The sequence below is a fragment of the Pseudomonas sp. EA_65y_Pfl2_P78 genome (assembly GCF_963970495.1).
GTDB classification, from domain to species: domain Bacteria; phylum Pseudomonadota; class Gammaproteobacteria; order Pseudomonadales; family Pseudomonadaceae; genus Aquipseudomonas; species Aquipseudomonas baetica_A.
In genome coordinates, this window is sequence record NZ_CAXAON010000014.1 from 37546 (window position 1) to 61682 (window position 24137).

The following is a 24137-nucleotide window of genomic DNA, read 5'->3' on the forward strand; positions in this document are numbered from 1 at the left end:
GAGCGGTACTCTGTCGAGGTTTTTTCCCACGACTGTTGCGAACCGCCCTCATGCCAAAACTGACCCTTCTGATCCAGCGCATTCTCGAACTGATGAAGCGCTATCCCGGGGTCATTGCGTTGGGTGGTTTCATCTCCGGGGTCGGCAGTTTCATTCTGGTCGACCGCCAGCAAGGGCTGGCGAGCTGGATCACCATCATCATGCTGCTGAGCTGGATCTGGCTGATGCTGGAAAACACCCTCACTGGCCTTTTTACGCGGATTTTCAAACGGGAAATCCCCCAGCCGCTGCTGCGTTACGCCACGCAGATGATTCACCAGGAAAGCCTGTTTTTCGTTCTGCCATTCTTCTTCATCACCACGACGTGGAACAGCAGCCAATTGATCTTCACCGGGCTGCTGAGCATCGCCGCGCTGATCTCCGTCATCGATCCGCTCTACTACAAATGGCTGGCGCCCCGGCGCTGGGCGTTTCTGGCGCTACACACCCTGACCCTGTTCGCGGCCCTCCTGACCGCACTGCCGGTGATCATGCACCTGACCACCTCGCAGAGCTTCAAATGGGCGCTGGGCATTGCCGTGCTGCTGTCGTTCCCGAGCCTGGCGTCGATCTTCCCGATCCGCACCGTGCGCAATGCGCTGGCGATCCTGTGCATCACCGTGGGTATCGGCGGTGTGGGTTGGGCGCTGCGCTCGTGGGTGCCGCCGGCAACGCTGTGGATGACTGACGTGGCGATCAGCACGCAGTTGCAGGATCGGACCCCCGGCGCGAGCCTCAAGCAAGTCAGCGCCGAGCAGATCCGTGGCGGTGGCCTCTACGCCTATACCGCGATCAACGCGCCACGCGGGCTCGATGAGCGGATTTATCACGTCTGGCAGTTCAACGGCAAAGAGGTCGACCGCATTGCTCTCGACATCCATGGCGGGCGTAAAGAAGGCTACCGGGCGTGGACGCACAAGCAGAATTTCCCCGGCAACCCGGCGGGCAAGTGGCAGGTACGGGTGCTGACCGAGGACGGCCAGGTGATCGGCGTGCTGCGCTTTGAAGTCACCGACAGCACAGCGATCAAAGAAAAGTAGTCGGGTTCGTGCTATTACGTATGCCAGCCTCATCAGCCGAAAAGCACGGAGTTTATGACCAGCAGCTCGACGACGGGCAGTGCCCAACTCGACACATCGACCACCCCTGCTCACCTGCGAGTCAGCGGGGACTGGACGCTTGCCCATTACGCTGACCTCAAGCAACTGAGCGAAAAGCTCCACGGCCAATACGACGCCCATACGTCCATCGACCTGAATGACCTGGGCGCCCTCGATACCGCTGGCGCATCCTTGCTGGTCGAACTGCTCGGTTCCGAGCGCCTGGGCAAATCCGCTGAACATCCCGACTGTACGATTTCCCCGGCTGACCGCGCGTTGCTGCAGACGGTGTATCGCTCGCTGACCGATTTCTGCGTGCCGATCAAGGAGCCGGAAGTCAGCGTCAGCGTGCAACTGCTGACGCGCATCGGTCGCGCCGTGGAAACGGTCTGGCAGGACACCCTGCAAGTGCTGGGCTTCATCGGTCTGATTCTGGAAACCATCGCTCGCAGCGTGTTCCGCCCCAAGCGTTGGCGCATTACGCCAATCGTCGCGCACATCGAACAGACCGGCCTCGACGCTGCGCCGATCGTGGCGTTGCTGACCTTTCTGGTGGGCGCCGTGGTGGCTTTTCTTGGCGCGACGGTGCTGGCCAGTTTTGGGGCCAGTGTGTTCACCGTCGATCTGGTGGCGTTTTCATTTCTGCGTGAATTCGGCGTCTTGCTCACCGCGATTCTGATGGCCGGGCGCACCGCCAGCGCCTTCACCGCGCAAATCGGTTCGATGAAGGCCAACGAAGAGATCGATGCAATCCGCACACTTGGCCTTGACCCGATGGAACTGCTGGTGGTCCCACGGGTACTGGCGCTGCTGATCGCGCTGCCGATGCTGACGTTTCTGGCGATGCTCTGCGGGATCGTCGGCGGTGGCGTGGTCTGCGCGTTGTCGCTGGGAATTTCACCGGCGATGTTCCTCTCGCTGCTGCAATCGGACATCGGTGTTCAGCACTTTCTGGTGGGGTTGGTGAAAGCACCGGTCTTCGCCTTCCTGATCGCCGCGATTGGCTGTCTCGAAGGCTTCAAGGTCAGCGGCAGCGCCGAATCGGTCGGCGCCCACACCACGTCCGCCGTGGTGCAATCGATTTTCGTGGTGATCGTCCTCGATGCGGTGGCCGCGCTGTTCTTCATGGAGATGGGCTGGTGAGTCGTCCACCCTGCGCGCCCTCGGAGGCGGTGATCGAAGTCCGTGGCCTGTGCAACCGCTTTGGCAAGCAGAGCGTGCACGAAGGCCTCGACATGGATTTGTACAAAGGCGAAATCCTCGCCATGGTCGGCGGCTCTGGCAGCGGCAAATCGGTACTGCTGCGCAGTATCATCGGCCTGCGCCGGCCCAGCGAAGGCCGGGTGAACGTATTCGGCCAGAACCTGCCGAGCCTGTCCGGACATGAGCGCTCGCTGATCGAACGACGCTTCGGCGTGCTGTTTCAAAAAGGCGCACTGTTCTCCTCGTTGACGGTGACCGAGAACGTCGCTTTGCCCCTGATCGAGCATGCAGGGTTAAGCCGCAACGACGCCGAGCATCTGGCGGCGGTGAAACTGGCGCTGGCCGGGCTGCCGTTGTCGGCGGCGGACAAATACCCCGCGTCGCTGTCCGGCGGCATGATCAAGCGCGCGGCATTGGCCCGTGCATTGGCGCTGGATCCGGACATCCTGTTTCTCGACGAGCCCACCGCCGGTCTCGATCCGATCGGTGCGGCGGCGTTCGATCAACTGATCCTGACCCTGCGCGATGCGTTGGGCCTGAGTGTGTTTCTGGTCACCCACGACCTCGACACGCTCTACACCATCACCGACCGCGTGGCAGTGCTGGCGCAGAAGAAGGTGCTGGTCGCCGGTCCGATTGACGTCGTATCGGAAACCGATGACGCGTGGATTCACGAATATTTCCACGGCCCGCGCGGCCGCTCGGCGCTGGACGCCGCCAAACTGCTCAACGAGGTCTGATATGGAAACCCGAGCCCATCATGTGTTGATCGGCCTGTTCGCAGTGATTGTCGTGGCGGGCGCCCTGCTGTTCGGCCTGTGGCTGGCCAAGTCCAGTATCGATAGCGAGTTCAAGGATTACGAAGTCGTGTTCAACGAGGCGGTCAGCGGCCTGTCCAAGGGCAGCGCGGTGCAATACAGCGGGATCAAGGTCGGTGACGTGGTCAGCCTGCGTCTTGACCCCAAGGATCCCCGCCGGGTGTTGGCGCGGATTCGTCTGGGCGGTGACACTCCGATCAAGGAAGACACCCTGGCCAAACTGGCCCTGACCGGGATTACCGGCACCTCGATCATCCAGCTCAGCGGCGGCACGCCAAACAGTCCGAGCCTACGGGGCCATGACGGCAAATTACCGATCATTGTCGCGTCGCCCTCGCCCATCTCGCGGTTGCTCAATGACAGCAACGACTTGATGAGCGGCGTCACCGCACTGCTGCAAAACGCCAACCAGATGTTCTCCGCCGAAAACGTCGAGCGCGTGAGCAAAACCCTCGCCCACCTGGAACAGACCACCGGCTCGATCAACGATCAGCGTGGCGACCTGCGCCAAGCCATGCAGCAACTGGCGACGGTCGGCAAACAGGCCGGCAGCATGCTCGAACAGACTTCGCTGCTGATGCGCAACGCCAACGGTTTGCTCAACGACCAGGGCAAGCAGGCGCTGGGCAGTGCCGAGCAGGCGATGAAGTCGCTGGAGCAAAGCAGCGCCACGATCAACGGCCTGCTGAGCAAGAACCAGAATGCCCTCGACAACGGCCTGCAGGGCCTCAATGGTCTGGCGCCGGCCATCCGTGAATTGCGAGAGACGCTGACCTCGCTGCGCGCCATCTCGCAACGTCTTGAGGCCAACCCCAGCGGTTACCTGCTGGGCAGTGACAAGAACAAGGAGTTCACGCCATGAAGCTGACTCGACTCGCCCTCTTCGCCGCCGGTTTTACCTTGATCGGCACGCTGATCGCGTCGTGCTCGATCCTGCCCCAGTCGCAGCCATCGGACGTTTATCGTCTGCCAGCCACGCAGGTGCCTGCGCCGGCCGGTTCAGCGGCCACTCAGCACTGGTCGCTGCGGCTCAACAAATGGCAGGCCAGTGAAGCGCTGAACCGGCCGAACATCGCCGTGATTCCACAGGGCAACATGATCAGCAGCTACAAGGCGTCACGCTGGAGCGACCCCGCACCGGTGCTGTTGCGCAATCGGCTGCTCGAAGGCTTTACGCGTGATGGCCGGGTGACGTTGCTGAGCACCGATGACAGCTACTTCCAGGCGGATCTGGAACTGGGTGGGAATTTGCAGGCGTTTCAGACTGAATATCAGGGCGATAAGGCCAGCGTTGTCGTGCGGGTCGATGCGTTGCTGGTGCGTGGCTATGACCAGCGCATTCTGGCCAGCCGCCGGTTTGAAGAGCGCCAGCCCCTGAGTGATGTGCAGGTGCCGGCGGTGGTCGCCGGGTTTGGTCTGGCCAGTGATCGCCTGACCGCGAAGGTTGTGGCGTGGGCGGTCGAGCAAGGCCAGCAGTTCGCGCCCTCACCCAGACTTTAACCTTATCCATAATCCCTGTAGGCGCGGGCTCGCTCGCGAAGGCGGTGTGTCAGGCAATGCATACGTCGCCTGACACGCCCTCTTCGCGCACCCACAGGGGGACTTGTGGCTAACCGAAGAACCAGTAGCAGACGCCAATGGCGCCGAGTACCCCGGCCAGTTCGGCCAACAGCGCGCAACCTACCGCATGCCGCGCCCGCTGAATCCCCACCGCGCCGAAATACACCGCCAGCACATAGAACGTCGTCTCGGTACTGCCCTGAAGCGTCGCCGCCACCAGCGCCGGGAAGCTGTCGACACCGGAAGTCTGCATGGTTTCGATCAGCATCGCCCGCGCCGCGCTGCCGGAGAATGGCTTGACCATCGCCGTGGGCAGCGCATCGACAAAGCGTGTGTCCCCTCCGGCCCATTCGACCAGATGACGGATCCCGTCGAGGCCAAAATCCAGCGCTCCGGACGCACGGAGCACGCCGACGGCGCAGAGCATGGCCACCAGATACGGCAGCAGGTTCTTCGCTACATCGAAGCCTTCCTTCGCGCCTTCAACGAATGCTTCGTAGACCTTCACCTTACGTAGAGCACCCATCACCAGAAACAGCATGATCAGACCAAACAGCGTGAGATTGCCGAGGATCGACGACAATCCCGCCAAAGCGGTGGCCGACATTGTCCCCAGCAATGCCATGAAGGCGCCGAGCATCAACGCGCCGGGAATCAGATAGGCCAGCACCACCGGATCCCAGATCCGCAAACGCTGCATGAACGCCACCGACAGAAAGCCGACAATCGTCGAGCAACTGGTCGCCAGCAAAATCGGCAGGAACACCAGCGTCGGGTCAGGCGCGCCTTGCTGGGCGCGGTACATGAAGATCGTCACCGGCAGCAGGGTCAGGGAGGAGGCGTTGAGCACCAGGAACAGGATCTGCGCGTTGCTGGCGACGGTGGCGCTGGGGTTGAGTTCCTGCAGTGCCTTCATGGCTTTCAGGCCGATGGGCGTGGCGGCGTTGTCCAGGCCCAAGCCATTGGCGGCGAAGTTCAGGGTGATCAGGCCAAGGGCGGGGTGACCGGGCGGGACTTCCGGCATCAGTCGCAGGAACAGCGGGCCCAATACCTTGGCCAGCCATTCAACAATGCCGGCCTTCTCGGCGATGCGCAGAAAACCCAGCCACAGGGTGAGGGTGCCGAACAGCAGCACCATGACTTCGACCGACAGCTTGGCCATGGCAAAAATGCTTTCCACCATCGCCGCGAAAATCCCGGCATTACCGCCAATCAGCCACTGCGCCAGCGCCGACACGGCTGCCACGACGAAGAAGCCAAGCCACAGGCCATTAAGCATCAGTCAAATCCCTCGGAAGATGCGGCGAATAATAGCGGGGTGGCCAGAAACGACAAACCCCGGATTTTGTCCGGGGTTTGTCTGTGCATCACTGGCGGGGGCAATGAATGCTTGGCTCTGACTCAAATCCCCTGTGTGAGCAAGCCCACTGGCACAAGCAGCCAATCCCCACAGGGTTCAGCAATCAGTTCTTGGAGATCTCGCCCGCGGGCAGTTTTTCCTTGCTGCGCCAGTGCGGCAGGGAGTTCCAGTAGCGCTCGCCCTTGGCATCGTCGTACATGCCTTCCCAGCGCGAGATGACCAACACCGCCAGGGCGTTGCCGATCACGTTCAGTGCAGTACGGGCCATGTCCATGATGCGGTCGACACCGGCGATAAACGCCAAGCCTTCCAGCGGAATACCCACGCTGCCCAGCGTCGCCAGCAGCACCACGAAGGACACGCCCGGTACGCCGGCGATGCCTTTGGAGGTGACCATCAGGGTCAGGACCAGCAGCAGTTGCTGGCTGATCGACAGATCGATGCCGTACAACTGGGCAATGAAGATCGCCGCGATGGACTGGTACAGGGTCGAACCGTCGAGGTTGAACGAGTAACCGGTCGGCACCACGAAGCTGCAGATGGCTTTCGGCGCGCCGTAGGCTTCCATTTTCTCGATCACGCGTGGCAGCACGGTTTCCGAGGAGGCGGTGGAGTAGGCCAGCACCAGCTCATCCTTGAAGATGCGCATCAGCTTGAGCACCGAGAAGCCGAACAGCCTGGCGATCAGGCCCAGTACCACGAAGGCAAAGAAGGCGATGGCGACGTAAACCAGGATCACCAGTTTGGCCAGCGGCAGCAGGGAGGCGAAACCGAAGTTGGCGACGGTCACCGCGATCAGTGCGAATACGCCGATCGGCGCGTAGTTCATGATCATGTGGGTGACTTTGAACATGCTTTCCGACACGCCCTGGAACATCTTCACCAGCGGTTCACGCAGGTCCGACTGCAGGCTCGACAGACCGAGACCGAACAACACGGAGAAGAAGATGATCGGCAGCATTTCGCCGCGGGCCATGGCCGCGAAGATATTCGACGGGATCAGGTTGAGGATGGTCTCGATGAACGCATGTTCATGTTGTACTTCGGCGGCGGTCGCCTGGTACTTCGAGATGTCGACCGTGCCCAGGGTACTCATGTCGATGCCGGTGCCCGGATGGAACACGTTGGCCAGCAGCAGGCCGACGACGATGGCGATGGTGGTGACGATTTCGAAGTAGACGATTGTCTTCAGGCCGATACGCCCAAGCTTCTTGGCGTCGCCCACGCCGGCGATGCCGACGATCAGGGAGGAGATGACGATCGGGATCACGATCATCTTGATCAGACGGATAAAGATATCGCCTGCCGGTTGCAGGACGTTACTGATCCACCAGGCCTTTTCGGCACTGAAGTGGTTGAGCAACGCACCAATTGCAATACCCAGAACCAGACCGATGAGGATCTGCCAGGCGAGGCTGATTTTTGCCTTCTTCATTATCTTTACCCTTACTTGCGTTTGACTCAGGCACATGCAGGAACTGGAACGCTCTTTAGCGGAAAAGTCTATGCATCTGCCTCCGTATAAGGTGCCCCGAAGCGCGTATTTACGGCTCTTCGGCAGGCGAAAAAAGGCGCAACTATTCCGATGCAAGGTTGCGCCGTCTAATGCCGTAAACGCCTACCCTATGCTGAATCGGCATGAGATTTTTTAATTGAAACTCGCGTCCCAATCGGTTCGATTACGCCATTTAAGCCAGCAAAAGTGCCGTGAACCGGCCATTTCGGCGTAAGGTGGGTTGTTTTTTGAACGAGGAATTTCGACGTAAAATTTCGGAAAAGGCCTACGTTACAAGACCAATAGTCCTACTGTTTAAACGGTATCTTTCTCGATATACGGTCGCCCGGAAACACCGCGTAATGTTTTCGCGCGCAGTGTGAGCGATGGACAAGATGAGCTGGGCGCTCTGGATCAACGTTTTGATGGTTTGAAAGCTCAGCGCAAGTCCGTCAAGCCAAAGAGGGCTGGCGAACTTGCGGCGCAGCTTTTTTCCCCTGACCCGGCCCTCTCGCAGGCACTCCTTGTACCCGTAGGTCACTGCGACCCTGTAACAGTCAGAGCGTCCCGGCCCCTTGGTCATGCGCCGGCCCTCCTCGGGCAGGTGCAATAAAGAGCAGCGGGGGGTGCTGCCCTTATGTTCGAAACCTAATACCAGTTCGGATCTTTCTTCAGGGTTTCCATCAGCAGATCCTGCATGCCCTCGTCGGGATTGCCGAGGAAGCGGTAGGTGGCATGTCGCGTTGGCGACTTGTCGGCCGGCAGTCCTTCGGGCACATCGACGAGCATGGCGTAAGCGTCTTTCTTGTCGAAACTGAACGCGACGATCAAGCGGTGGTTCAGGCATTTGTCTGCGGATTCGCAGAGAGGCCCGACCAGATACTTGTCGCCATCTTCCGTCACGGCAGTCATCTGTTGGTCAGGCGTGCCAGAGAGGTTCATCACCCACTCCGGCAGGCGCTCTTCCTTCTTCACCACGCCTACCCAGGTTTCCCTGTATTGCGCATCGGAGCTCAACAACTCGTTGGCCCTTGTCTGGCCATCATTGGCCGCCATCGCCATGGCACTACCGCCCAGAAGCAGGGCGGCTGCCAGTGTCTTAAACGCAAGCGCACTCATCGTTAACCTCGGCCGCGACGGCCAAAGAAGAAGGAAGCGATGAACATCACCAGGAACACGACAAAGAGGATCTTGGCGATACCCGTGGCGGTGCCCGCGATACCACCGAAGCCCAATACGGCGGCGATGATGGCAATGATCAAGAACGTAATTGCCCAACTCAACATGGTGATTCTCCTTACTTCTCTATTTAGGGATGTTGCGTGTTCCGGCGCGTTGCGCCCGAATCTGTTTAATCCGTCAGAAAACCCAACGTTCTTCGCGTGGCAACTCATTGAGTGGCTGCGCTTGATCGACGTCCATCATGCGCATCGAGGCGCTCTCGGCCTGGCTGCTGCTGACGGCGCTGAAGTGTTTCTGCGTGCTGTGCTGGATCGAGATCAGCGGCTCAGGCTTCTGGCTGTTTTCCCAGCGCAGGTATTGCTGGCACACGATCAACGTGATCAACAGCGCAAGTACGCCAAACAGGCCTTGCTGGAGATGCAGTGGCGAGATACGCACTTGGGCGGCACGTTGGCGAGTCATCCTGGGTTCCTCACGCTTGTTCGGTTGGGGCAGTTCTGATCTGCCCGGGATGAGTGAGGTATTGCAGCCTGCATGCCAGTTTTTTGAATGAAAAAAATACAATAAAATCAATAACTTAAATGTAGTCTGAAAATAATTGGAGACGCATCCTGCACGATGGGTCATCTGTGGTCGTGCGGATTGCACGATTATTTCGTAGGAGTTTTCATTCTTATTGAATTGAGAGCAGGTCGTGGATGTCAGAAAAGGACGCAGGGAACGCCCTGCAAATCGGTGATTGTTTAAAAATTCAACAAAATCAGTGGATTAGCCGTAAAGGCATGAGAGAGCTACCCTCCTATGGCTGGCATCGTTCAGAATCAACCATGCAACTTGCCCGATTTTTTCGGGACTAACTCAAGACCAATCACTATGGAGCGTAGGAAAAATGGAATCTGCCACTGAGCATCAAGGCCGCATTCTGCTGGTGGACGATGAGTCCGCCATCCTGCGCACCTTCCGTTATTGCCTCGAAGACGAAGGCTATACAGTGGCCACCGCCAACAGCGCGGCTCAGGCCGATGCATTGCTGCAGCGCCAGGTGTTCGACCTGTGTTTCCTTGATTTGCGTCTGGGCGAGGACAATGGCCTCGACGTGCTGGCGCAAATGCGCGTTCAGGCACCTTGGATGCGTGTGGTCATCGTTACCGCGCATTCCGCTGTCGATACCGCCGTTGATGCGATTCAGGCCGGTGCCGCCGATTATCTGGTGAAACCATGCAGCCCTGACCAGTTGCGTCTGGCCACTGCCAAGCAACTGGAAGTGCGCCAACTCTCGGCACGTCTGGAAGCGCTCGAGGGCGAGATTCGCAAACCCAAGGATGGTCTCGACTCCCACAGCCCGGCGATGAAAGTCGTACTGGAGACCGCCCGTCAGGTGGCGGGCACCGACGCCAACATTCTTATTCTGGGTGAGTCCGGCACCGGTAAGGGTGAACTGGCCCGGGCGATCCATGGCTGGAGCAAGCGCGAGAAGAAATCCTGCGTGACCATCAACTGCCCGTCGCTGACGGCGGAATTGATGGAAAGCGAGCTGTTCGGTCACAGCCGTGGAGCCTTTACCGGGGCCAGCGAAAGTACCTTGGGTCGCGTGAACCAAGCCGACGGCGGTACGTTGTTTCTCGACGAAATCGGCGATTTTCCCCTGACGTTACAACCCAAGTTGCTGCGTTTCATTCAGGACAAGGAATACGAACGGGTAGGCGATCCGGTGACCCGACGCGCCGATGTGCGGATTTTGGCGGCGACCAACCTCAATCTTGAAGACATGGTGCGCGATGGCCGCTTCCGTGAAGACCTGTTGTATCGCCTCAACGTCATTACTCTGCATCTGCCGCCACTGCGCGAGCGTGCCGAAGACATCCTGACCCTGGCCGACCGTTTCCTTGCACGCTTCGTCAAAGAGTATGCGCGCCCCGCACGGGGGTTCAGCGATGAGGCCCGTGAGGCGCTGCTCGGCTATCGCTGGCCGGGCAACATTCGTGAACTGCGCAACGTGGTCGAGCGGGCGAGCATCATCTGCCCGCAGGAGCGTGTTGAAATCACTCACTTGGGTATGGCCGAACAACCCGCGAACAATGCGCCAAGGGTCGGCGCGGCGCTGAGCCTGGACGAGTTGGAAAAAGCCCACATTGGCGCGGTGCTGGCCACTGCCGGCACGCTGGATCAAGCGGCGAAAACCCTGGGCATCGACGCCTCTACCCTGTATCGCAAGCGCAAGCAGTACAACCTGTGAGTGCGCGACGATGAAACCGGCGGTGAAGTTGCGCACGCGTCTGTTCCTCAGTATTTCCGCGTTGATTACTGTGGCCTTGCTCGGGCTGCTGCTCGGGCTGGTCAGCGTGATGCAAATGGCCAGGACTCAGGAAGCGACGATTAGCAGCAACTTCTTGACCCTGGATCTGGGACTCAAACTGCGCCAGACCCTCGGCGACCAGTTGGTGCTTATGCTTGCGGAGAAGCCCGACCCTGCGGCGTTCGAGGCGTCCAGGCAGCGTTACCTGCAATTACTGGATGAAGGTATTGCGCAAGAAGTAGGAGGGGAGGCCAGAGAGTACGGCTTCAAACAGGCCAAGTCGGACTATCTGAGTTTTCTCAAGGCATTCGATCTGTCCCGCGACCCGACCAACGTGCTCAGTAACAATCGTGATCTTAGAGAGCGCTTCAACACGTTGCGCAACGGATTGATCACCGAGCACAAGCACGCGCTGGATAACGTCAACGCGGTGCAGCACGAGGCCCGTGACCGGGCACTTTTGATCGCTGGCCTGCTCGGGCTGGTGGGGCTGGCGGTGTTGATCATCGGTTTCGTGACTGCGCACGCAATTGCCCGGCGCATTGGTGCGCCCATCGAGGCATTGGCCAAAGCGGCTGACAATATAGGTCAGGGCAATTTTGAAGTGACCCTGCCGACATCGACAGCGATGGAAGTGAATCTGCTGTCCCGTCGTTTTGGCCTGATGGCGCAAGCGCTGCGCGAGCATCAGGCCACCAACGTCGACGAACTGTTGGCCGGCCAGCAACGGTTGCAGGCCGTACTCGACTGCATCGATGACGGATTGCTGATGATTGATCGTGACGGGCATCTAGAGCACCTCAATCCGGTCGCCCAGCGTCAATTGGGCTGGGACGATGACCGTCTGGGCCAAGGCTTGGCCAGCGCTCTTGAGCGGCCGGAACTGGATGCACAACTGCAACTGGTGTTGCGTGGTGGCACCCTGGAGCGAGCGCCGGAGGATTTGAGCATCGAGGTCGACGGCGAATCCCGCTTGCTGACGTATAGCCTGACGCCGGTCAGCCACACCCAGGGCCATATCCTCGGCGCAGTGATGGTGTTGCACGACGTCACCGAGCAACGGGCCTTCGAACGGGTGCGCAGCGAGTTTGTGCTGCGTGCCTCCCATGAGTTGCGCACCCCGGTCACCGGTATGCACATGGCGTTTGGTCTGTTCCGTGAGCGGGCGAAGTTTCCAGCAGAGTCTCGCGAAGCCGACCTGCTCGACACCGTCAACGAAGAAATGCAGCGCCTGATGCAGTTGATCAATGACTTGCTGAACTTCTCGCGTTACCAGAACGGTTTGCAGAAGCTGACGCTGGCGCCCTGTTCCATTGAGGATTTGCTGAGGCAGGCGCAGTTGCGGTTTGCCGAAACGGCAGCGGAAAAAGGCGTCTCATTGGAGGTGGAGGTGCAAGGGGTATTGCCGCATCTGCAGGCCGATCAGGCGCAACTGGATCGGGTGCTCGACAATCTGATCGACAATGCCCTGCGTCACACTGCTCGCGATGGCCAGATTCGCTTGCAGGCGCGCCGTCATGGCGAGCGTGTGATTATCAGCGTTGAAGACAATGGCGAAGGCATTGCCTACGGTCAACAGGGGCGGATCTTCGAACCGTTCGTGCAGGTCGGGCGCAAGAAGGGCGGCGCCGGGCTCGGATTGGCGCTGTGCAAGGAAATCGTTCAGTTGCATGGCGGGCGGATGGGGGTTTATTCGCGGCCGGGGCAGGGCACGCAGTTCTATATGGCGCTGGCGGTTTAGGCCTCGTCATCCATTCGGCGTCCTGCAAGGCGTCGCCCACGGGTGATCAGTTCAATGAACTGCACCGCGCTCAGCGCATGGGCGAACAGCCAGCCCTGACCGAACTTCACACCTTCGCTGCTGAGCAGTTCGGCTTGTGACTCAAGCTCGATCCCTTCGGCAATTACCTTCAAATCCAGTGCCTGGGCCATGTGAATGATGTGCGGCGCAACACCACTGCTGGCAGCGTCATGGCCGAGTGCATCGATGAAGGCCTTGTCGATCTTCAGGCAGTCCACCGGCAGGGTTTGCAGGTACGCGAGGCTGCAATAGCCGGTGCCGAAATCATCGATCAACACTTGATGGCCAACATTGCGCAACGCTTGCAGGTTTTCCCGCGCCACCACCACATCGATCAAACCGCGTTCGGTGACTTCGAAGGCAATCTGCCGCGCAGCGACCCGGTGCAGCGTCAACAGCCGCGCCATGACCTGACCGATGCGCGGCACCATCACGTCGCAGGCCGCGAGATTCACTGAGATGTACAACTGCGGGTTGGCGCGCAACACCGGCCCCAGTTGTTCGAGCAAGCGCTGGAGGACGAAGTCGGTCATCTGGCGGATCTGCCCGGTATTTTCCGCCATGGGGATAAACAGATCAGGGCTGGTTAACGTGCCGTCAGGGCGCCGCCAGCGCAGCAGGGCTTCGGCGCCAACGCAGTTGCGGCTGTCAAGGTCGAAGATCGGTTGATAGAGCACCTGCAACTCGCCCCGGCGGATGGCCCCGTGCAGTTCGGCGTCCAGCGACTGGCGCTGGCGCACCAGTAAAAACACAAAAAAACCCAAGAACGCACCCAGTAGCGCACAGGCTGGAATCATCCACCACCAGATGGCAGGGATGTGCAAGGCGCTCCTCGGCGTGATCAGCACCAGTTGGTATTGCGGATTGTCAGTGGGCATCCGGTAGATCAACCGGTTCTGGGTGATTTGCAAAACATCGCGGCTTTTTTTCGGCCAGGTTTCTGCGGGGGGCCAGGCCTGAGCCGTCCCCAGAACCGGGATCGCTCGGGTGCCATGATCCAGCACCACGAGCAAGCTGCTGCCGGGCGACAGGTCAACCATGTCCGTCAAATGTCCGCGCGAGGTCGCCACACGAAAATTGCCACGCCCGAGCATCAGCGCGGCACGGTTTTCATCGGGTTCGGTGGTGGTGTTCAGCCAATAGCTGTAGGTCGGGCCTTTGATGTCGGGAGGGCGCGCGACCGACAGGCCTTCCTGCCGTGGACGGTTGGAGCAGGTGCGCGTGGCGTCTTTGTAAGCGGCCTCGTAGACGAAGCGGTAGTTGAAGGTGACTTGCTGCAGCGTGGCGATCATTTCGTCATCGCAACGGCGCAACGGCTGGGCTTCCAGATCGTCGAGACTTTCGCGCAACTGGCCGAACAGTTGCTCGAGGCGTGCGAGAAAACGTTCGCCCTGAGCGTTCATTTCCTGGCTTTCACTTTGCTCGACATAGCGCGTGGCGATGAACATTGTGCCAGCGATCAACAGGCAGGTGCTGAGGACAGCCGCGATCATCGCCAAAAACCAAGGGCGATAAAACCAGCTACGCAGTGTCTCTCGGGTAGCAACCATCATGGAATATCCGAAGAGTTACCAATGAGTTATAGCTGCTGATTGCGCATTTGCCCTGACCGTCGGGCGGGCGTCATTATTTTGTCTGGTTGAGTACCAGCAACAGTGCTGCCGTTTGCGCGTCCGGTGTGCCGTCGAAACGCGCGGGGCGGAAATGCATCTGGAACGCAGCGATTACATGACGCGTCGCAACGTCCAGTTCGCCGGTCTGCGGAGTGTCGTAACCCAAATGGGCCAGTTGCTCCTGGAACCAGCTGATGCTCGGCAGTTCGCGGCTGTTGAACAGTGCCTGCTGACGGGCCACGGCTTGTTCATTGGGCCACACGCCAAGGCCTTGTTCGGCGAGTCGCTTCCAGGGGAACAACGGCCCCGGATCGAGCTTGCGCAAGGGCGCAATGTCGCTGTGACCGATGATGTGGCGTGGGCTGATGCCATTACGCTTGCTGATGTCCTTGAGCAGAACGATCAAGGCTTGAATCTGCGCTTCGCTGTAGGGATACCACAGGCGTCCGGTCGGGGTGTCCTTGAAACCCGGATTGACGATTTCGATACCGATGGAGCTTGAGTTGAGCCAGGTGCGGCCCTGCCATTGGCTTTCGCCGGCGTGCCAGGCGCGCTGACGTTCATCCATCAATTTGTAGACCGTCGCGTTTTTATCATCACCAATCAGGTAATGGCTGCTGACTTCGCCGTGGGTCAGCAATTGCAGCGAGCGCTCAAGCGAAGCGGAGGTGTAATGCACGACTACGAACTGGATGCGGCTGTCGTGATTGGCTGAAGGATGGCTGGTGTCGTAACGCGGGCCGCTGGCACAACCGGCAAGAACGAGCAGTGACGCGAGGAGGGCAAAGAATTTCATGGCAGAGGGCAATACACGCAAGTCAGTAATGCAACAGTGTAACGTACTGACTTGCGTCTAGATGATCAGCGGGTGGATTTAAACAAAATGGAACAATTTGCTCAGCCCAGTTCGATCCGGTTGCGCCCGGCATCTTTCGCGCGATAAAGCGCCTGATCGGCTCTTTTGATGACGAGATCGCTGTGTTCTCCCGCTCTGAACGAGGCGAGTCCCATCGAAAGGGTGATCGTGACCCGTTCGCCCTTGAAGTGGAACGGACACGCCTCGACGGCTGCCCGCAGGGTTTCCAGCAATTTTGCGCCGACCGCTGGCGGGGTGGCCGGTAGCAGCAGAACGAACTCTTCGCCGCCGAAACGAGCGATGAAGTCAGAGCCGCGCAGACGCTTGCGCAGCACGGTGGCGATGATCTTCAGCACCTTGTCGCCGGCCAGGTGGCCATAGTTGTCGTTGATCCGTTTGAAGTGATCAAGGTCGAGCATCGCCAGGCTCAAGGTGTTGCCGTGTTGCTGCCATTGCTTGATTTCATGTTCGAGGCGTTCGCTCCACGCGGCGCGGTTGGGCAGGCCGGTGAGCGGGTCGATCAAGGCCTTTTGGCGTTGTTCTTCAAGGTGCTCGCGAAAGCCCTGAGCCTCTTGCTCCATATGGGCCACACGTTCGGACAGACCTTTGAGTCGCGCCGCCACTTCCTGCTCGCGGGCATCGCGCTGCTTCTGGTGCTGATCCATGGTGCCGAGCAAACCTTCTAGATGGTTTTCCAGCACTTGCTTGAGGTCATCCAGATCAGCCGCTTCCTGCACGCTGGTCTGCAAGCCGTCGACTTGCTCACGGATCTGCGTGTCCATGGCCCGCGCCGCCGAGCTGTTGTCGGCATGGCCATCGCTGGCGGCTTGCAGGTTGCTCTGGAATGCTTCGAGGCGTTCGTTGAGTTGCTGCAGATACACTTCGAATTCGTGCTGGCCACTGTCGGTGATGGCCAGCATCAACGTCGCGAGATCGTCGAGGATCGGGATCAATTCGTACCAGTTCAGGCCGTGCTTGAGCCGGTCGCGCATGGCTTCGGCTTGCGGGCGGTGACGTTCGGGCAGGGTCAGGTCGTCGAGCAGGCCGATCAGCGTGTCTTCGATGTGCTTGGCCACCGAGCTGTAGGACGGCTCTGGGGAGTCAGGCAGAGCGAACAGGATATCGTCCTCGGATTGCTCCGGGTCGATGGCTGCCAAGGCCTGAGCGATTGGCTCGGGCAAGGGCAGGCTGTCGAGGATCATCGGCGTTGGATCACCGGGGTGGATCAACTCGTCGGGGTTCAGGTTTGCGGGGATGACCGGGGGCGGAGCTGGCGCGGCAATGACTTCAGGCTCAGGCTCGATTATTTCTGCTTCGGTCGGGGCGCTGACCACTTCAACGGCGACCTTGGGCGGCACAAAGGCGAGTACTTGCGGTTCGGCCTGAATCGGGGTCGTTGGCGCGGGTGTTTCGATCGCTACGGCTGGCGCTGCTTGCTCAAGCACAGGAGCCGCAGGGAGTGGTTCGCTGATGTCGGTGGGAGCGACCGCTATGGGCTCGGACTCGGGCGCCGCGGCGGCGAGCGACGGCTCTTTGGGTGTTTCCTGCGCAGGCGCTTCTGGGGCTGACGCTGGCGTCTCCTCAGTGTCACGACTGCCAAACAAGCGTTGGAACAATCCCGGGCGCCCCGGTTCTGCCTGCGTCTCCAACTGGCTCAAGGCTTTGCCTTGCAAACCGCTCAGCTCACTCAGCAGCAGCGGCATTTCGCGGGCCTGACCCACCCGGCCGTCCAATTGTTTGGCGAATTTTTTCAGCGGTTGAGCGACGTCCCTTGGCAACGGCAAGGATTGCAACTGAGCGACCAGCGCGGTCAGCGCGGTGCTGACCTGTTCAATCCGGGTTTCGCGACGCTGCTCGGAATCGAGCACGGCTTTTTCCAGGCGTGGCAACAGGGCGGCGAGGCCGGCATCCATGTCGTCGGTGCGCACCACGTCGCGCATCTCTTTCATGCATTGATCAACGACGCGGTCGGTGCCTTCGGCCGCCAGCGTGCTGCGCACCAGCCCACGACGCAGCAAGTCGAGCCGGGCGGCCCAGCGGCGCTCAAGTTTGTCCTGTTGTTCGATGCTTTTGAGGTACTTCTCTTTCCAGCGCTGGGCGTCGTCGCTCATTCAGGGGTTCCGCGAGGGGCAGGACTCAACGCGGGGAATGCATCGGCCGTGAGCGAACCCGGCAAACGAATCTCCACCGCGACCGGCAGGTGATCGGAAATCGGTTGGGCCAGCACTTCGACCTTTTCCAGGGTCAGGGTCGGGCTGAGCAAAATATGATCAAGGCAGCGCTGAGGTCGCCAGCTGGGGAATGTCGCTTCCACCTGCGGGGCCAGCAAGCCGAGATCGCGTAACGGCGAGTGTTGCAGCAAATCGCTGGCATGGGTGTTCATGTCGCCCATCAACACCTGGTGCTTGTAACCACCGATCAGCTCGCGAATGTAGGCCAGTTGCAGGCTGCGCACGCGCGCGCCGAGGGCCAGGTGCATCATCACCACCACCAGCGCTTCCGGCCCTTCGCCGAAGCGCAGCAGGATCGCGCCGCGACCTTTCGGGCCGGGCAGCGGGTGATCTTCAATCGCCCATGGGCGCAGACGACTGAGCACGCCATTGCTGTGCTGAGCCAGTCGGCCGAGGTTGCGATTGAGTTGTTGATACCAGTAAGGGAAGGCGCCGAGGTGGGCCAGATGTTCGACCTGATTGACGTAGCCTGAGCGCAGGCTGCCGCCATCGGCTTCCTGCAGGGCGACCAGATCGAAATCGCCGAGCAGGTCGCCGATCTTTTGCAGATTGCCTGAGCGCCCGGTGTGCGGCAGAAAATGCTGCCAGCTTCGGGTCAGGTAATGGCGATAACGCTCGGTGCTGATGCCAACCTGAATGTTGAAACTGAGCAAGCGCAGACGCTGGTCTGCTGGCAGACCCGTAGACGCCAGGTGATGCTCGTTGACCTGCGGATCATGCAGGCCAACGATGCGTTCGGTTTTCCAGCGGCGCATGACGGTTGCCGCGCTTAGTTGGCAGCAGCCTTGTTAGCCGCTCGCTCTTTGGCGACCAGTTGATCAGCCAGTTGCAGAGCCTGCTCGGCACCACCGGCGGAGCCGATGTCGAAGCGGTACTTACCGTTGACGATCATGGTTGGAACACCGGAGATTTCATACTTCTTGGCCAGTTCTTTGGCTTTGCGGATCTGACCTTTGATGGCGAACGAGTCGAAGGTTGCCAGGAACTTGTCTTTGTCCACGCCCTGGGTGGCGAGGAAGTCAGCCATGTCGTTCTTGTCGGTCAGCTTCTTGTGTTCTTTCTGGATGGCGTTGAATACCGCGGCGTGAACCTTGTGTTCGACGCCCATGGCTTCCAGGGTCAGGAACATCTGACCGTGAGCGTCCCATGGGCCGCCGAACATGGCAGGAATGCGCACGAAATTCACATCTTTAGGCAGCTTTTCAACCCATGGGTTGATCACGGGCTCAAAGGCATAGCAATGCGGGCAGCCATACCAGAACAGCTCGACCACTTCGATCTTGCCAGGCTCTGCCACTGGCACCGGATTAGCCAGTTCAACATAAGGTGCGGCAGGGGCTTCAGCGGCCTGGGCGGTCACGCCGAACAGGCTGGCAGCGACGAGGGCGGCGCTGATGATCAGATTACGCATGCTTTACTCCTGGACAATTTGGGTCGCCTCGCGCGACCTGTTTTCTGACAGGTCCTGGCGGGCATGAGTTCTGTAGTGTAACGGCAGCGGCCACAAAAAAGGGCGGCCAAAGCCACCCTTTTTATACTTGCTGGGAAGGATTAATCGAGCGTTAACGTTGCAGGCGATGTGCATCACCCGCAACGCTCGAATCAAGGCGATCAGTGCAGGCCTTGAATGTAGCTGGAGACTGCCTCGATGTCCTTGTTGCTGAGCTTGGCAGCGATGCTGCGCATGATCATGGTGTCGCCATCGTTGGTGCGATCACCCTCACGGAAATCGGTCAACTGCTTGGCGATGTACTGAGCGTGTTGGCCACCCAGATGCGGGAAGCCGGCAGCTGCGTTGCCAGCGCCATTGGGCGAGTGGCAGCCGATGCACGATGGCATGCCTTGATCGAGCTTGCCGCCACGGAACAGCGCTTCACCGCGCGCGACGAGCTTGGGATCCGCTGCACCGACGCTGCCTTTCTGGCTGGCGAAGTAGGCGGCGAGGTCGGCCAGATCCTGATCGCTCAGGTTGGTCAACAGGCCGGTCATTTCCAGAACCGTGCGCTTGCCCGACTTGATGTCGTGCAGTTGCTTGGTCAGGTAGCGTTCACCTTGACCCGCCAGTTTCGGAAAGTTTGGCGCCATGCTGTTCCCGTCCGGGCCATGGCAGGCGCCGCAAACGGCGGCTTTTGCCTGGCCGGCGGCGGCATCACCGGCAGCATGGGCAAAGCCTGAGATTCCCACGGTCAACAGCAGACTCACGATCAATTTGTTCATCAGCTAATCCAACTACGGCTAAGGGTTAAGAGTTATGGGCCGGGCTTACTCTCGCTCATCCAAAGGATGATGGCCTGGTAATCCTCGGCACTGCAGTCCATGCACAAACCACGCGGCGGCATCGCCTTGAAACCCTGGGTCACGTGTTGCACCAGCGTCTCCATACCTTTCGCCAACCTCGGCGTCCAAGCCTTCTGATCGCCTCTTTTGGGCGCCATGGGGAGTTGGCCGGAATGACAGGCACCACAAACACGGTTGTACACGGCTTCCGGTTCCTGTGTAGCCTGTGCGCTGTAAAGCGGTATCAGGACTCCGGCAGCCAGCAGCCATTTCGTCATAAAACGACCTTTTCAGGGTTGAGAGCGTTCTGCGTTCTAATGCGCAATCAAGGTCTGTCGCTCTCCTGAGCTTCATCCTACGCTGGGACAAAGCACACACAAAATCTGCGGCATTATATACTGGCGTCACTGAAACGGAAGCGACACCGCGTTCCGGCGCCGCCCACATCGGAAATCTCATGCAACTCAAGAATCCCATCCTCGGCCTGTGCCAACAGTCCACGTTCATGCTCAGTGCCGCCAAAGTCGATCAATGCCCCGACGACGAAGGCTTTGAAGTGGCTTTCGCCGGTCGTTCCAACGCCGGCAAATCCAGCGCCCTGAACACCCTGACTCACGCCAGCCTGGCGCGCACCTCGAAAACCCCGGGGCGCACGCAACTGTTGAACTTCTTCAAGCTAGACGATGATCGGCGTCTGGTCGACCTTCCGGGCTACGGTTATGCAAAAGTGCCGATCCCGCTCAAGCAGCACTGGCAGCGTCACCTTGAGGCTTACCTCGGTGGCCGCGAGAGTTTGAAGGGGTTGATTCTGATGATGGACATCCGTCATCCAATGACCGACTTCGACCTGTTGATGCTCGACTGGGCCGTTGCGGCCGGCATGCCGATGCACATTCTGCTGACCAAGGCCGACAAGCTGACTTACGGCGCGGCCAAGAACACGCTGCTCAAAGTGCAGTCGGAAATTCGCAAGGGTTGGGGTGATCTGGTCACTATCCAGCTGTTCTCGGCGCCAAAACGCATGGGCCTGGAAGAGGCCTACACTGTGTTGGCAGGCTGGATGGAACTGGCTGACAAGGGCGCTGAAGCAGCGGCTGAGTAAGTGATTGCAAAATTGTCAGTGGCGCATTCTGGCAAGGGCGTCGCAGGCAATTTTTGGGCAAAAAAAGCCCCGGATTTCATTTGGGGAGGGAGAAATTCCGGGGTTCAAGTTCCGAACCGCTAGGGCGGGGTTCAGATATCTGCCAACACTTAACACAACATAGGAGCATCGAAGGGCTTCACCAGCCATTCAGTAACTCTGAGTCGTGTTCTTCCAGATTAGTTCAGATTTTTTTCAAAAAGCTTTGGAATAACCCCAAGAGCTTTTCGGACTAAGCGCATTTTCCGGGCTCTGCCGCGACGTCATGCCGCAGCAGAGCCGGTTTCAAATGGCTCAGTGAGCCTCATCCCAGTTGTTGCCCACGCCGACTTCCACCAGCAACGGCACATCCAGTTTCGCCGCTTCGCTCATGTGCACGCGAATCTCGGCGCTGACCTGCTCGACCAGATCCTCGCGAACCTCCAGCACCAGTTCATCGTGCACCTGCAGGATGACTTTGGCGTCCAGTCCGGACGTCGCCAACCAGTTATCCACCGCCACCATGGCTTTCTTGATGATGTCCGCTGCGGTGCCCTGCATCGGCGCGTTGATCGCCGTGCGTTCGGCGGCGGCGCGTTCCTGTGGCTTGTTGGAGTTGATCTCCGGCAGGTACAGGCGGCGACCAAAGAAGGTCTCGACATAACCTTGATCCGCCGCTTGGGCGCGGGTGCGATCCATGTATTCGCGAACACCTGGATAACGGGCGAAGTAGGTATCGATGTAAGCCTTGGCGGTCTTGGTGTCGACGCCGATGTCCTTGCCGAGTTTCTGTGCGCCCATGCCGTAGATCAGACCGAAGTTGATCGCTTTGGCGCCGCGGCGCTGGTCGGAAGTGACTTCGTTGAGCTCCACCTTGAACACTTCGGCAGCGGTTGCGGTATGCACGTCCAGATTGTTGCGGAAGGCGTTCATCAAACCTTCGTCCTTGGACAGGTGCGCCATGATCCGCAGTTCGATCTGCGAATAGTCAGCCGCCAGCAGTTTGTAGCCTTTTGGCGCCACGAACGCCTGACGGATGCGCCGGCCTTCAGCGGTGCGTACCGGAATGTTCTGCAGGTTCGGATCGCTGGAGGACAAACGACCGGTCGAGGCCACCGCCTGATGGTACGACGTATGGATGCGCCCGGTACGCGGGTTGACCTGCTCCGGCAGGCGATCGGTGTAAGTGCTTTTCAGCTTGCTCATGGAACGGTGTTCCATCAGCACTTTCGGCAAGCGGTGATCGTCCTCGGCCAGTTTCGCCAGCACTTCTTCAGCGGTGGATGGCTGGCCCTTGGCGGTTTTCTTGAGTACCGGCAGGCCGAGCTTCTCGTAGAGAATCACGCCCAGTTGCTTGGGCGAGCCAAGGTTGAATTCTTCCCCCGCGATCTCGAACGCTTCGCGCTCCAGTGCGACCATTTTGTTACCCAGTTCAATACTCTGGATGCCGAGCAGTTCGGCATCGACGAACGCCCCTTGGCGCTCGATGCGCGCCAACACCGGTACCAGCGGGATTTCGATGTCGGTCAGCACGCTGGCCAGGCTTGGGATCGCGCTGAGTTTTTCGAACAACGTCTGGTGCAGACGCAGGGTGATGTCGGCGTCTTCGGCGGCATACGGCCCGGCCTGCTCCAGCGCAATCTGGTCGAACGTCAGCTGTTTGGCGCCTTTGCCAGCGATGTCCTGGAAACTCACGGTGGTGTGGTCCAGGTACTTCTGCGCCAGGCTGTCCATGTCGTGACGGGTGGCGGTGGAGTTGAGCACGTAGGACTCGAGCATCGTGTCGAAGGCGATGCCGCGCACGGTGATGCCTTCGTTCTGATCACCGCCGATGGCGCAGTTGGCCAGGATATTCATGTCGAACTTGGCGTGCTGGCCGACCTTGAGCTTGTTCGGGTCTTCCAGAATGGGCTTGAGCGCGCGCAGCACGGTGTCACGATCCAGTTGCTCAGGCACGCCGATGTAGGAGTGGGTCAACGGGATGTACGCCGCTTCGTTGGCCTGCACGGCGAACGACAGACCGACCAGTTGCGCCTGCTGCGCGTCGATGCCGGTGGTTTCGGTGTCGAAGGCGAACAGCTTGGCGCTCTTGAGTTTTTCCAGCCAGACGTCGAAACGCGCCTGATCGAGGATGGTCTCATAGGCGGCTTGGGCCGGAGCGGCCGGGGTCTCGGCCTCTGGCGTGCTGAACAGATCGCCCGCCGGCTCAGGCGCCGCAGCGCTGCTCAATTCCAGTCGTTTGGCGTCTCGATCGAGATCGTTGATCCAGCTCTTGAACTCCAGGAGCGTGTAAAGCTCGTAGAGCTTGGCCGGATCTTCGGCGCGCATCTGCAAATCGTCGAGTTCGACGTCCAGCGGCACGTCGATCTTGATGGTCGCCAGTTGATAGGAGAGGAACGCCATCTCCTTGTGCTCTTCGAGCTTGGCCGGCAGGGTTTTGGCGCCGCGAATCGGCAGGGTCGGCACGATGTCGAGATTGGCGTACAGCTCGGTGAGACCGCCATTCACGCCGACCAGCAGGCCGGACGCGGTTTTTGGGCCGATGCCGGGAACGCCCGGAATGTTGTCGGACGAATCGCCCATCAGCGCCAGATAATCGATGATCTGCTCCGGAGCGACGCCGAATTTCTCCTTCACGCCCTCCACGTCCATCGAACTACCGGACATCGTATTGACCAAGGTAATGTGGCCATCGACCAGTTGCGCCATGTCCTTGTCGCCGGTGGAGATGACCACCGGGCGATCCGCCGCCGCGCTGCTGCGCGCCAGGGTGCCGATCACGTCGTCAGCCTCGACGCCTTCCACGCACAGCAGCGGGAAGCCGAGAGCGATCACGCTCTGGTGCAGCGGCTCGATTTGCACGCGCATGTCGTCGGGCATGCTGGGGCGATTGGCCTTGTATTCGGCGTACATCTCATCGCGAAAGGTCCCGCCCTTGGCGTCGAAAACCACGGCGAACGGGCTGTCCGGGTACTGCTTGCGCAGACTCTTGAGCATGTTCAGCACACCCTTGACCGCACCGGTCGGCAGGCCTTTGGAGGTGGTCAACGGGGGCAGGGCGTGGAAAGCGCGGTACAGGTAAGACGAACCGTCCACCAGGACGAGGGGGGCTTGGCTCATGAGCAGAATCAACCTTTTCGGCGGGCCCGGCGCTAGAATAGCGGGACCGTTGACGACAAAGGGACA

At 59.8% G+C, this 24137-nt stretch carries 21 protein-coding genes; 8 read left to right on the forward strand and 13 right to left on the reverse strand.

The window, feature by feature from the left end; genetic code table 11:
* The first annotated feature begins 50 nt into the window (after positions 1–50).
* The 5 genes from AACY02_RS13385 to AACY02_RS13405 are packed head-to-tail and all read left to right on the forward strand — an operon-like array spanning position 51 to position 4660.
* The gene (locus AACY02_RS13385) at positions 51–1079 is read left to right on the forward strand and encodes a DUF5924 family protein (protein ID WP_339432350.1); all 1029 of its coding nucleotides are present in this window, start codon (positions 51–53) and stop codon (positions 1077–1079) included.
* 54 nt (positions 1080–1133) lie between these two features.
* A complete protein-coding gene (locus tag AACY02_RS13390; protein ID WP_339432351.1) occupies positions 1134–2282 on the forward strand; it encodes an ABC transporter permease in 1149 nt (382 codons plus the stop codon).
* A complete protein-coding gene (locus tag AACY02_RS13395; RefSeq protein WP_339432352.1) occupies positions 2279–3082 on the forward strand; it encodes an ABC transporter ATP-binding protein in 804 nt (267 codons plus the stop codon). The genes AACY02_RS13390 and AACY02_RS13395 overlap by 4 nt, the downstream gene beginning before the upstream one ends.
* Before the next feature lies 1 nt (position 3083).
* Positions 3084–4022, forward strand: a complete 939-nt coding sequence (locus tag AACY02_RS13400; RefSeq protein ID WP_339432353.1) for an MlaD family protein — start codon at positions 3084–3086, stop codon at positions 4020–4022.
* On the forward strand, positions 4019–4660 hold the full coding sequence (locus tag AACY02_RS13405) for an ABC-type transport auxiliary lipoprotein family protein (RefSeq protein WP_339432354.1): 642 nt from the start codon (positions 4019–4021) through the stop codon (positions 4658–4660). The genes AACY02_RS13400 and AACY02_RS13405 overlap by 4 nt, the downstream gene beginning before the upstream one ends.
* A gap of 109 nt (positions 4661–4769) precedes the next feature.
* On the opposite strand, the gene AACY02_RS13410 is transcribed toward AACY02_RS13405, so the two are convergent.
* From AACY02_RS13410 to AACY02_RS13430, 5 genes are all read right to left on the reverse strand, one after another.
* On the reverse strand, positions 4770–5999 hold the full coding sequence (locus AACY02_RS13410; protein WP_221732258.1) for a nucleoside recognition domain-containing protein: 1230 nt from the start codon (positions 5997–5999) through the stop codon (positions 4770–4772).
* 184 nt (positions 6000–6183) lie between these two features.
* On the reverse strand, positions 6184–7515 hold the full coding sequence (gene gltP, locus AACY02_RS13415) for a glutamate/aspartate:proton symporter GltP (protein ID WP_339432356.1): 1332 nt from the start codon (positions 7513–7515) through the stop codon (positions 6184–6186).
* A gap of 708 nt (positions 7516–8223) precedes the next feature.
* Complete coding sequence (locus AACY02_RS13420) at positions 8224–8694, reverse strand: inhibitor of vertebrate lysozyme family protein (protein WP_339432357.1); 471 nt, start codon at positions 8692–8694, stop codon at positions 8224–8226.
* Between the two features lie 2 nt (positions 8695–8696).
* Entirely contained in the window at positions 8697–8861 is a 165-nt protein-coding gene (locus AACY02_RS13425) for a DUF1328 domain-containing protein (protein ID WP_003177151.1), read from the reverse strand.
* A 73-nt stretch (positions 8862–8934) separates the two neighbouring features.
* Positions 8935–9219 (reverse strand): hypothetical protein, encoded by a 285-nt coding sequence (locus tag AACY02_RS13430; protein WP_339432358.1) that lies wholly within the window; start codon positions 9217–9219, stop codon positions 8935–8937.
* Between the two features lie 427 nt (positions 9220–9646).
* Here AACY02_RS13430 and algB point away from each other — a divergent pair, with 427 nt between their 5' ends.
* Both algB and AACY02_RS13440 read left to right on the forward strand, forming a co-directional pair.
* Positions 9647–10993, forward strand: coding sequence for a sigma-54-dependent response regulator transcription factor AlgB (gene algB / locus AACY02_RS13435; protein WP_047597026.1), 1347 nt, complete (start codon positions 9647–9649; stop codon positions 10991–10993).
* Between the two features lie 10 nt (positions 10994–11003).
* A complete protein-coding gene (locus AACY02_RS13440) occupies positions 11004–12794 on the forward strand; it encodes a KinB sensor domain-containing domain (protein WP_339432360.1) in 1791 nt (596 codons plus the stop codon).
* Here AACY02_RS13440 and AACY02_RS13445 read toward each other — a convergent pair.
* The 7 genes from AACY02_RS13445 to AACY02_RS13475 all read right to left on the reverse strand — a co-directional run bounded on the left by AACY02_RS13445 (position 12791) and on the right by AACY02_RS13475 (position 20109).
* Positions 12791–14404: an EAL domain-containing protein gene (locus tag AACY02_RS13445; RefSeq protein ID WP_339432424.1), complete on the reverse strand. Its 1614-nt coding sequence runs from the start codon at positions 14402–14404 to the stop codon at positions 12791–12793. The genes AACY02_RS13440 and AACY02_RS13445 overlap by 4 nt on opposite strands.
* A gap of 76 nt (positions 14405–14480) precedes the next feature.
* Positions 14481–15263 (reverse strand): N-acetylmuramoyl-L-alanine amidase, encoded by a 783-nt coding sequence (locus AACY02_RS13450; RefSeq protein WP_339432361.1) that lies wholly within the window; start codon positions 15261–15263, stop codon positions 14481–14483.
* A gap of 101 nt (positions 15264–15364) precedes the next feature.
* Complete coding sequence (locus AACY02_RS13455; RefSeq protein ID WP_339432362.1) at positions 15365–17434, reverse strand: GGDEF domain-containing protein; 2070 nt, start codon at positions 17432–17434, stop codon at positions 15365–15367.
* Entirely contained in the window at positions 17431–18309 is an 879-nt protein-coding gene (locus tag AACY02_RS13460; protein ID WP_339432363.1) for an endonuclease/exonuclease/phosphatase family protein, read from the reverse strand. Before AACY02_RS13460 ends, AACY02_RS13455 begins: the two co-directional genes overlap by 4 nt.
* Before the next feature lie 14 nt (positions 18310–18323).
* Complete coding sequence (locus AACY02_RS13465; protein ID WP_339432364.1) at positions 18324–18965, reverse strand: thiol:disulfide interchange protein DsbA/DsbL; 642 nt, start codon at positions 18963–18965, stop codon at positions 18324–18326.
* 200 nt (positions 18966–19165) lie between these two features.
* A complete protein-coding gene (locus AACY02_RS13470) occupies positions 19166–19771 on the reverse strand; it encodes a c-type cytochrome (RefSeq protein ID WP_339432365.1) in 606 nt (201 codons plus the stop codon).
* Between the two features lie 32 nt (positions 19772–19803).
* Positions 19804–20109 carry a c-type cytochrome gene (locus AACY02_RS13475; RefSeq protein ID WP_339432366.1) on the reverse strand — a complete coding sequence of 102 codons (306 nt, stop codon included), beginning with the start codon at positions 20107–20109 and terminating at the stop codon, positions 19804–19806.
* Positions 20110–20288: 179 nt separating this feature from the next.
* On the opposite strand from AACY02_RS13475, the gene yihA reads away from it, so the two are divergent.
* The gene (gene yihA / locus AACY02_RS13480; protein ID WP_123455004.1) at positions 20289–20933 is read left to right on the forward strand and encodes a ribosome biogenesis GTP-binding protein YihA/YsxC; all 645 of its coding nucleotides are present in this window, start codon (positions 20289–20291) and stop codon (positions 20931–20933) included.
* Positions 20934–21266: 333 nt separating this feature from the next.
* Here the strand turns inward: yihA and polA are convergent, their stop codons facing one another.
* The gene (gene polA, locus AACY02_RS13485; RefSeq protein ID WP_339432368.1) at positions 21267–24071 is read right to left on the reverse strand and encodes a DNA polymerase I; all 2805 of its coding nucleotides are present in this window, start codon (positions 24069–24071) and stop codon (positions 21267–21269) included.
* Between the last annotated feature and the right edge of the window lie 66 nt (positions 24072–24137).